General features: G+C 63.5%; 10 protein-coding genes and 2 pseudogenes. 8 read left to right on the forward strand and 4 right to left on the reverse strand.

What is annotated here, in order from left to right; genetic code table 11:
• The coding region (locus ELR45_RS40100) for an aminotransferase-like domain-containing protein (protein ID WP_205857801.1) at positions 1-693 on the forward strand (693 nt) is incomplete at its 5' end.
• Between the two features lie 95 nt (positions 694-788).
• Here ELR45_RS40100 and ELR45_RS33775 read toward each other — a convergent pair.
• Positions 789-1,019 (reverse strand): annotated as a pseudogene (locus tag ELR45_RS33775) (helix-turn-helix domain-containing protein); the annotation flags it as partial.
• A 296-nt stretch (positions 1,020-1,315) separates the two neighbouring features.
• Positions 1,316-1,903 (reverse strand): hypothetical protein, encoded by a 588-nt coding sequence (locus tag ELR45_RS33780; RefSeq protein WP_129670200.1) that lies wholly within the window; start codon positions 1,901-1,903, stop codon positions 1,316-1,318.
• On the opposite strand from ELR45_RS33780, the pseudogene ELR45_RS43160 reads away from it, so the two are divergent.
• Positions 1,877-2,208: pseudogene (locus ELR45_RS43160) on the forward strand (fatty acid desaturase family protein); the annotation flags it as partial. The gene ELR45_RS33780 and the pseudogene ELR45_RS43160 sit on opposite strands and share 27 nt — an antisense overlap.
• A 70-nt stretch (positions 2,209-2,278) precedes the next feature.
• Complete coding sequence (locus ELR45_RS33785; RefSeq protein ID WP_129670201.1) at positions 2,279-2,884, forward strand: response regulator transcription factor; 606 nt, start codon at positions 2,279-2,281, stop codon at positions 2,882-2,884.
• A gap of 4 nt (positions 2,885-2,888) precedes the next feature.
• On the opposite strand, the gene ELR45_RS33790 is transcribed toward ELR45_RS33785, so the two are convergent.
• Positions 2,889-4,874 carry a sensor histidine kinase gene (locus ELR45_RS33790; protein WP_129670202.1) on the reverse strand — a complete coding sequence of 662 codons (1,986 nt, stop codon included), beginning with the start codon at positions 4,872-4,874 and terminating at the stop codon, positions 2,889-2,891.
• A 173-nt stretch (positions 4,875-5,047) separates the two neighbouring features.
• On the opposite strand from ELR45_RS33790, the gene ELR45_RS33795 reads away from it, so the two are divergent.
• The 4 genes from ELR45_RS33795 to ELR45_RS33810 all read left to right on the forward strand — a co-directional run bounded on the left by ELR45_RS33795 (position 5,048) and on the right by ELR45_RS33810 (position 7,308).
• A complete protein-coding gene (locus tag ELR45_RS33795) occupies positions 5,048-5,527 on the forward strand; it encodes an SRPBCC family protein (RefSeq protein ID WP_129670203.1) in 480 nt (159 codons plus the stop codon).
• A 143-nt stretch (positions 5,528-5,670) separates the two neighbouring features.
• Complete coding sequence (locus ELR45_RS33800) at positions 5,671-6,123, forward strand: SRPBCC family protein (RefSeq protein WP_129670204.1); 453 nt, start codon at positions 5,671-5,673, stop codon at positions 6,121-6,123.
• 88 nt (positions 6,124-6,211) lie between these two features.
• Positions 6,212-7,063 (forward strand): TIGR03619 family F420-dependent LLM class oxidoreductase, encoded by an 852-nt coding sequence (locus ELR45_RS33805; protein WP_129670205.1) that lies wholly within the window; start codon positions 6,212-6,214, stop codon positions 7,061-7,063.
• Between the two features lie 140 nt (positions 7,064-7,203).
• Positions 7,204-7,308, forward strand: coding sequence for a DUF899 family protein (locus ELR45_RS33810; RefSeq protein WP_129670206.1), 105 nt, complete (start codon positions 7,204-7,206; stop codon positions 7,306-7,308).
• A gap of 198 nt (positions 7,309-7,506) precedes the next feature.
• On the opposite strand, the gene ELR45_RS36265 is transcribed toward ELR45_RS33810, so the two are convergent.
• The gene (locus tag ELR45_RS36265; protein ID WP_165368342.1) at positions 7,507-7,704 is read right to left on the reverse strand and encodes a hypothetical protein; all 198 of its coding nucleotides are present in this window, start codon (positions 7,702-7,704) and stop codon (positions 7,507-7,509) included.
• A gap of 100 nt (positions 7,705-7,804) precedes the next feature.
• Between ELR45_RS36265 and ELR45_RS33820 the strand changes: the two genes are divergently transcribed.
• Complete coding sequence (locus tag ELR45_RS33820) at positions 7,805-8,167, forward strand: AfsR/SARP family transcriptional regulator (RefSeq protein WP_129670208.1); 363 nt, start codon at positions 7,805-7,807, stop codon at positions 8,165-8,167.
• The last annotated feature ends 297 nt before the right edge of the window (positions 8,168-8,464 follow it).

Consider the following 8,464-nt stretch of genomic DNA (forward strand, 5'->3'; position numbering starts at 1 on the left):
CTCGAAGCGATAGTCCGGGAGCGCCGGATCAGCGTCGTCTACCTGATACCCACCGTGCATAACCCGCTGGGGTTCGTGCTGGATTTCGAGTCGCGGGTACGTATCGCTGCACTTGCGCGCAGGCACGACTTCGTCATTATCGAAGATGCCACCTACTCGTTTTTGGACTCCGCGGCGCCCCCACCGATACAGACATTCGCACCGGAACGCACCGTCTACGTCGGGAGTTTCTCGAAGAACCTCGCCACCGGTCTGCGCGCCGGGTACCTGGTGGCACCTGACACCTACTGCACCTGGCTGGCCCGGGCGCTTCGGGCCACCAGTTGGGGGACAAGTTCCCTGTCGACGGCGCTCGTCACCAGATGGCTTCGCGACGGCACCGTCACCCGCCTGGAGAAAGCCCGGCGCGAGGATGCACAGCAACGCCAGACTGTCGCACGAAGAGCCCTGGACGGGTTCGACTATTTCGCTCACCCGACCTCGTACTCCGGCTGGCTCCAACTGCCCGAGGAGGTCCGTAGCGACCAAGCCGCCCACCGCCTTGCTCAAGCAGGTGTCCTCGTCTCGACCGGTGACGCGTTCGCGACCGGGGCCCGAACGCCCAACGCCATCCGCATCGCGCTCGCCAACCCCAGCATTTCCGAACTTCCCGAGTTGCTCGACCGCTGCCGCAACGTCCTCATCGAACGCTGACGAACGGCCCTGCTTCGCGTCGGCCAGAGCTGAAGTCACCTCCGGACTCCGGCCAATTACGCCAACTGGTCATTCACCGAGACATTGACGCTCGCTCAAGATCGCGCCACGGTCCAGAGGTCGAGACCCATCGGCGAATCGAGCGGAATATCGCCCGTATCGATAATCGCCCGGGCCTGCGGCTGCAACAGCCTGATCAGCTCGCCAGTCTCGCTGCTGCTGAGGCCAGCGAGCCCATCGCTGGCGAGGTCGTCGGTGAGGTCCTCGATTTCCTGCTTCACCCGGACACCTTCCTCGGTCAGGCCGTGACCGGTGGCCAGGCCCCTGGCCTGAAGCGACGGCGTGAACCGGCTCTAGTAGCCCCCAGAGCTGCCGCACGACATTGCGCCTCGTAGTCATCATCCGTTACTACGCCCAAGCTGCGGCGACTCGCCATGCGCTAGATCACACCAACATGTGCAACGCTGGCGACCAACGCCCGACTTCTCCGCGGTCACGCACCGCTGCGGCGTCAACGTCTTGCCCCGCAACATCTAGTAGGCACCCTAGGGTGGTCCTGACGTGCCACAATACGAACCGCTCCGTCTTGCTCGATGGACCAACCGTGCACGCCTAGCAGGCGTCATCGAGAAGTGGGACCGGAGCTTGACGAGCATGGTGTTGGTCTCGGTCTCATCGACAGCAGCCAGTTGCTACCCCCAACGGCGTGGGCGGTACTCGTAGTGGACTGGGATCTCGGATGGGTGTAGGGGCGCTCTACGACCGGTCCGATCTTGTCTGGGGTGATGCGTTCGTTCTCGAGTTCTTCGACGACGGTGCGGGCGAATCGGAGGTCGCCCTTGTCAGCAAGGTCATCGATGAGCCGATTCACGAGCGCCTCGAGGCGACTGTTCTCGGCTTCGGCAGCGGCCAGGCGTTCCTGCAGGGTAATCGCACGGTGGCCGCACCATTGGCGCAGCAGTTCGTGCACTGGCCGGTAGTAGGTGCGATACCACTCGTACTCCCACTCGGGAGAAGCAACCGAATCGTCGCTGCCACGGCCCCCGAGCCTGGTGCGGCCACGCTTGCACCTGTCTCGGAGCTCCTTCTCCTTCTCGATGACTGCGTCCAGGACAGGCATCGGATTGATTCGACAGGCGTGCTCAGCGAGCAGCATGGTCCCTTCCGCGGACAGCATCGTCACGTCGGTGGCGCCTTCGCGCCCAATCATGTCGGCATGCCGATCGTCCCACCCGACATGAAGATTGATTTTCTGCGGCGCCAAGTCCTGATGTCGCGCAACATCGCCGGAAGAAGTTCGTCCACTTCGCCATGGGTGGACTTAACTACCAGATCGAGCACCCTTCTCATCCCCGTCCCAACCTACACAAAGCACAAGCCCTCGCTAGAGAGCACTGCGTCAAGCACGACATCACCTACACCGAAACCAGCTTCGTCGGCGCCTACCGCGCGATCGTCCAGTACCTCAACACCCACACCGCCACCGACCCGTTCCGGTGCCCACTCGCCGCCCTGCCGGGCATAAGCACTTACGGCGCTAGGCAAAGGCCACGAAACTGCGCACATAACTGCGATACTGACGCCCGTGATCGAGGTGCTGATAGCGGAGGACCAGCACATGATGCGGGGTGCCCTCGTCGCCTTGCTCAACCTTGAACCAGACATCGATGTGGTGTCGGAGGTCTCCACGGGCGAGGAAATCATCCCGGCCATCCGAAAACTGCACCCAGATGTCGCGATCATTGATATCGACCTGCCAGGCCGTGACGGGCTGAGCGTTGCGGCCGAGATCCATGAGGCGAAGCTCTCCGCCCACACCCTCATCCTGACCAATCTGAGCCGCCCGGGCACGATTCGACGCGCGCTCGACGCTCGGGTGGACGGCTACCTGCTCAAGGACGCTCCGCCCGACAAGCTAGCCAATGCCGTGCGTCGGATCGCCGCAGGTAGCCGGGTCGTGGACAACGACCTCGCGGCCGCCGCCTGGAGGGCCGACGAGTGCCCGCTGACCGACCGCGAACTCTCCGTACTCCGGCTAGCCGCCGGCGGTGACGACATCCCAGAGATCGCCGAGAACCTGTTCCTGTCGCCCGGCACAGTGCGCAACTACCTAACTGCAGCGGTAACCAAGCTCGACGCCCGCAACCGTGTCGATGCGATCCGCATCGCCACCGACGCCGGGTGGCTGTAATTACCTAGCCGGTGCCACTCAGCGGGACAGTGGCGCGCAAGCGGTACTGTCCGTCTGGCGCCACCCCACTGGTGAGGCGCCCGTCCACCCGGCTGAGGCGGTGAATCAGGTTGCGCACGCCGCTTCCACCGCTGCCGAGTTGTTCGCGGAGCTGCTCGGTAAGCACACCATCGTTGGCAATCTCCAGATCCAGCGCATTCGATGTCCTCGTCAACGTGATCTGACACTTGTTGGCCTTGCTGTGCCGCAGAACGTTGGTGGCGCCCTCCCGAATCACGGCAGCTAAAACACTGGACAATGGCTCCGGCACGTCGATGCCGGCCCCGACGATCTCCACCTCGACTTGTGCCGAGGTCAGCAACGCACGCGCAGACCTCAGCTCTTCGTCGAGCCGGAGGTCTCGCTCGCCATCGGCCACAGAACGTACGTCGCCGAGCGCTTGGCGGGAGAGAACCGAGATCTCGGCTAGCTCGGTCGTCGCTCGGCCGGGATCGCCAATCGCCAGCTTGTTGGCGAGCTCGGCCTTCAGGGTGATGGCCGACAAGCCGAGACCGAGCAGGTCGTGGACATCTCGGGCGAGCCGCCAACGTTCCTCGTGCACTGCGGTGTCGGAGAGCTGGCGCTGCGTCTCCTGCAGGTCGACTACGAGCATCCCCAGCCAGGTCATCCCGTAGGTAGCCACCACGGCGGTAAGTGACCACTCGACCACAAAGAAGGTGGGGGCTACGTCCTCGATCAAGGGGTGACCGACGAGGACGAAGCTTTCCCACCAGGGGTCGGTCGGCGCGTAGATCCATCCCACGCTGACGAGCACACCGACCGCAATCGGTACCGAGATAGCGAGCCTCAGCAGCACCAACGCGTTGGCAGCGAGCAGCGCCGGCATCGTTAGCCACAACCCGCCGTACTGAGCCACGGCCACATAGATGATCACTGCTTGCGCAGCGAGCACGCCCAGGGCCAGAACCGGTTGCCGCTGGTGCGGCGGCCGAATGACGTAGCGAGCCTGGAGGCTCAGGATCACCGTCAGGTAGACACAGGTCGCAGCCGTTGCCGAAGCGTTTCGTAGGAACAGCGACTGCTCGGAGATGATGAGGGCTCCGAAACATAAGAATACGACCAGCACCGCCACACCCGCCAGACGCATGGTCGCCGGCGCCACTCGATCAGGGCGATCGCGGGCATCGCCTACCTCGTCAATGTCGTCTGCCGACAGCGATCGAACTTGACCGAGGGCGTTGCGACTAGTCGCGACTAGCTCGGTGATCTCAGACCGCACCTGCCCGGCATCGGCCTGTATGGCTCCGGCGAGGGCTGGCGTGATGCGCTGCGCGGTCGACCCGATCGCGGAAAGCTGGACCCCAACTCGTTCTCGCAACTCCTGGGAGAACCGCAGCCGCTCCTGAGTAGCTGCCAGTCGGGCCACCTCGTCGCGGGTTCGGTGAATCGCGCCCGCCACGTCCGCCAGCCGAGTCAGGCCGTACACGGTCACGCCGGTCATCAGTGTCGTAATGCTAAAGAAGGCCGCGGTATATCCCTGATTATCGATCGAGACGCCCCCAGGTTCGCCGACGAAGCCACCCAGTGCACCGATGCTGAGCACGGCTGCCAACGCGAGCGGAACTGCTGATCTAGGGCGGAGGAGCAGGAGGGCCGAACCAACGAAGATCCCAGGCACGCCGAGCCACCACGAGTAGTGCAGAAAGGGCAGAAATGCCAGCACTGCTTGCGTGGCCAGCAGGGTCACTACGACATGCGGACGGTGCGACCGCTGCGCCGGGCGGAAGAACCAGAGCTGAAGGCCGACGAGCGCCGCGAGGTAGCCCGCCCCTACTGTCAGTTCACCCCAGGAGTCGGAGCGGTTCAGCACGCGGCCGAAACCCACAAACCACAGACACACCAGAAAGGTCGCCAGGAAACCGCTGGCAAGTGTCTGCACACGATCGGTGCGTAGCTGGCGGCGAATTACTCGGGCAACCCAGGAGCTCATCGTCTCAGTACCTCCGGCTCGGCTCGGATCGAGGTCGAGTCTAGAGAACACGGCGACTGGCTCGATGTGAAAAATTCATGACTCCTCCATGGTCTGTGCACTAGCAGGCACTTGACGACGCTTGCGACCTTGGGCTCGAGAGGCCATCAGGCAACCGACCTAAGGAGACGACGATGACCGAGAGCTTCACCACGACATTCACCGTGGAGCGCACACCCGAGGAGGTGTCTGCGGCGATTAGCAAACCCCAGGTTTGGTGGAACCAGCTCATCGAGGGTAAGGCCGAGACGGTGGGCGATGAGTTCGGTTTTGACATGCCAGGTGTCCACCGCACTCGGATTCGTGTCGCCGAACTCGCCCCTGGGTGGCGGGTCGTCTGGCACGTCCTTGAGAATCACTTCAGTTTTGTCAACGACCAGGACGAGTGGGTCGGCACCGACATCGTGTACGACATCGCGGGCTCCGAGGACGGCACGACCGTCACCCTCACCCACGTCGGTCTGCTGCCACAGCACGAGTGCTATGAGGTGTGCTCAGGGGCGTGGGCTCACCACCTCAACGCCGGTCTACGAGCAATGCTCACCGGCGGTGACCCCGCGCCGATGACGGCCGAGCAAGCAGCCGCGACCGCACGCGAATTCGCGAACCAGTAATCGGAGACATGGGGCTCTCGTCGCCCGACGCGGCGCCCGGAGCCTCATGGCCGAAAAGTTCACCGTAGATGTCGATATCAGTCGATCTGCTTCGTCGGTAGAGCAAAGTCCACCACGAACAACACCAACCCAAGGAGGGCATCATGAACGACAACAGCTACACCACCAGCTTCACCGTCAACAACACCCCAGCCGAGGTTTTCGAGGCCATCACCAACCCCCGCGGCTGGTGGTCGGAGGAGATCGACGGTGGTACCGACACGATCGGCGACGTGTTCGTGTACTCATACGGCGACGCCCATCGCTGCTCGATGAAACTGACCGAGGCAGTCCCTGGCAAGAAAGTCGTCTGGCAAGTCCTGGAAAACTACTTCGGCCCTAACGAAGACCCGGAATGGAAAGACACCGAGATCGTCTTCGACATCTCGCAAACCGCTACAGGGACAGAGTTACGTTTCACTCACGTCGGATTGGTCCCCCAGTTCGAGTGCTACGACATTTGCTCGCAAGGATGGGGATCCTACATCGGCGGCAGCCTCCACAACCTAATCACCACCGGGCAAGGAACACCCAATAAGAATGGCGCACGCCCGTAACAACCACGTCAGGTGGGCGTCTTCGCCACCAGGAGGTTAGGACCTTAACCAGCAAGATTGGCACACATTGACGATGGGGGTGCCCGGCATGGAACTGGGTGTGCACGGACTGAACATGAACGCTGCCGTCGACCCGCACGACACAGCGCGGCTCGCTCGCCGGGTTGAAGAACTCGGATACGGGTCATGGTGGGCAGCCGACCACGTCGTATTGCCAACAGGTCCCGACTCGCCGCGAGACCCCACCGGCGCCCTCATAGAGCCGCTGGTGCATCTGAGCTATGTCGCCTCGGTCACAACGCGGTTGGAGCTTGGCACGGGGGTGGTGATTCTCCCTCAGCGCAACCCACTGGTATTGGCCAAGCAGGCGGCAAGCTTGGATGTACTGAGCGGCGGCAGGCTCTTGCTGGGGCTGGGGTCAGGCTGGCTGGCTGAGGAGATGCGTGCGGTCGGTGTCTCACCCATCAACCGCGGCGCGCGAACGAATGAGTACATCGATTCCATGCGGTCGCTCTGGACCGACAAAGCTCCGTCGTACCGAGGAGAGTACGTGTCGTTCGACGCGGTAGACGCGCATCCGCGCCCAGTGAGGTCGCACGGCCCGCACGTCGTCATCGGCGGCACGAGCGACCTCGCATTCCGACGCGCAGTCACTCGAGGCCACGGTTGGTACGGTATCGGTAACAGCCCCACCGACCTCACCAAACACCTCGACGGATTGCGCCGGGTGGCTGAGGAAGTGGACCGGCCCGCACATCTGGGGCGGTTAGAGATCAGCTTCCTCCATCTCAACCCGGATACCGTGGACGACGACACGGCCCGAGAGTACGCCGACCTCGGGGCCGACCGCCTGGTGCTCTACCCTGGCCCGATCTCCAGCGCCGGTCAGACAGTGAGCTTCCTGGATCGCCATGCCGACCTTGCAAGCCGGGTGCTCTGATCCGATGACCTTGTAATGAACGCCATTCCCTCCCGAGCGCCTGCCGCGCCTCCATATGCACTCCGGAGGGCGAAGAGCAGGATTCGCTACGTCGGTTACATCTGACGTGCGGATCGAATCGTGTCAAGAAGGGACTAGTTATGAAGACGAAGAATCACGCGATTGTCAGCCGGGCAGAGTGGCAGGCTGCCCGTGATGAGCTGCTCAAGCGCGAGAAAGAGCACACCCGGATGGGCGATGAATGACAGATGTGGATCCGCCGCCACGACGAGTATCTATGAACGTTGACGGAGGTGGCGCTGACGACGGCAAGGAGGGAGTACGTCGTGAGGTCAAGTCTCGGGCTGGAGATGCGGCTGCTAGGGCCGCTTGAGGTGCGGGGCGATGGCGTGCCCGTCGCCGTGCGCGGACGGCGTCCGCGAGCGTTGCTATGCGTCTTGGCGCTAGCCGGTGGCCGGCCCGTTACGGCCGACATCATGACCGATCGGATCTGGGGCGAGGCGGGGTTGCCGGCCGACGTCCGTGGCAGCCTGCACACCTATGTTCACCGACTCCGCACTGCGCTGGGCGCTGCGGCCGTCGTCGCGGGCGATGGCGGATATCGGCTCGCGGTAGAGCCGGAGGCGGTCGATGCGGTGCAATTCACCCGCCTCCTTACGGGCGTCCTACCGCCAACGTACGACGCACTAGAGCAGGCGCTGGCTCTGTGGCGCGACACCCGTTTACCGAGCCGCTCTCCGACTGGCTCACCGAGTACGAGCAGCCGCGGCTCGTGGAACACTACCTGACGCCCTAGAACACCGGATCGACCTCGGCCCGGCGCCCGGTCGGCGGGCCGACTTGATCGCCGAGCTACAGCAACTCACCGCCCTCCACCCGCTGCGAGAAACCTTGTGGCAGCGGCTGCTAACGGCGCTCGAGCAGTCCGGACGTCGCTCCGAAGCGCTCGAGGCCTACGAGACGATCCGCTCCCAGCTCGCCGACGAGCTGGGAGCCGACCCCGGCGCGGAGCTGAAGCAGATTCACGCACGGCTGCTGATCGACCCAGAGCAGGCACCTGCGCCTGCTGAGCCGACACGATGTGCTCCTGGTGGAGCGGGATAGTAACCGCCTGATAGAAGACGTAGTCGGCGGCGTCTGTCGATACCCACAAACCGCAAGGTGCTGCAGTGCCGAGACGCATCCGTACAAACCGCAACGGTGGCCGCGATCCTGCGAGAGCGCCTGACAGAACGCGCTGAGCGTGAACGGGCGCGGATAATCCAAGGTGCGGAGAGCTTCTTCGCACCTATCCTGGACGTCTTGCATACTGAACTGGGTCTTCGGATCCTGGCGGGGAGGCCATCCTTCGGGGTGGCCTTCTTTGTGTGTGTGGCGGTGGGCTGATGGGGACGAAGGTGC

It is taken from the genome of Phytoactinopolyspora endophytica, assembly GCF_004138495.1.
Lineage (GTDB): Bacteria > Actinomycetota > Actinomycetes > Jiangellales > Jiangellaceae > Phytoactinopolyspora > Phytoactinopolyspora endophytica.

Coding starts and splice junctions, on each gene's coding strand:
- ELR45_RS33805 (WP_129670205.1), top strand. CDS start 6,212: ATGGAACTGGGTGTGCACGGACTGAACATGAACGCTGCCGTCGACCCG.
- ELR45_RS33795 (WP_129670203.1), top strand. CDS start 5,048: ATGACCGAGAGCTTCACCACGACATTCACCGTGGAGCGCACACCCGAG.
- ELR45_RS33790 (WP_129670202.1), bottom strand. CDS start 4,874: ATGAGCTCCTGGGTTGCCCGAGTAATTCGCCGCCAGCTACGCACCGAT.
- ELR45_RS33800 (WP_129670204.1), top strand. CDS start 5,671: ATGAACGACAACAGCTACACCACCAGCTTCACCGTCAACAACACCCCA.
- ELR45_RS33780 (WP_129670200.1), bottom strand. CDS start 1,903: ATGATTGGGCGCGAAGGCGCCACCGACGTGACGATGCTGTCCGCGGAA.
- ELR45_RS33810 (WP_129670206.1), top strand. CDS start 7,204: ATGAAGACGAAGAATCACGCGATTGTCAGCCGGGCAGAGTGGCAGGCT.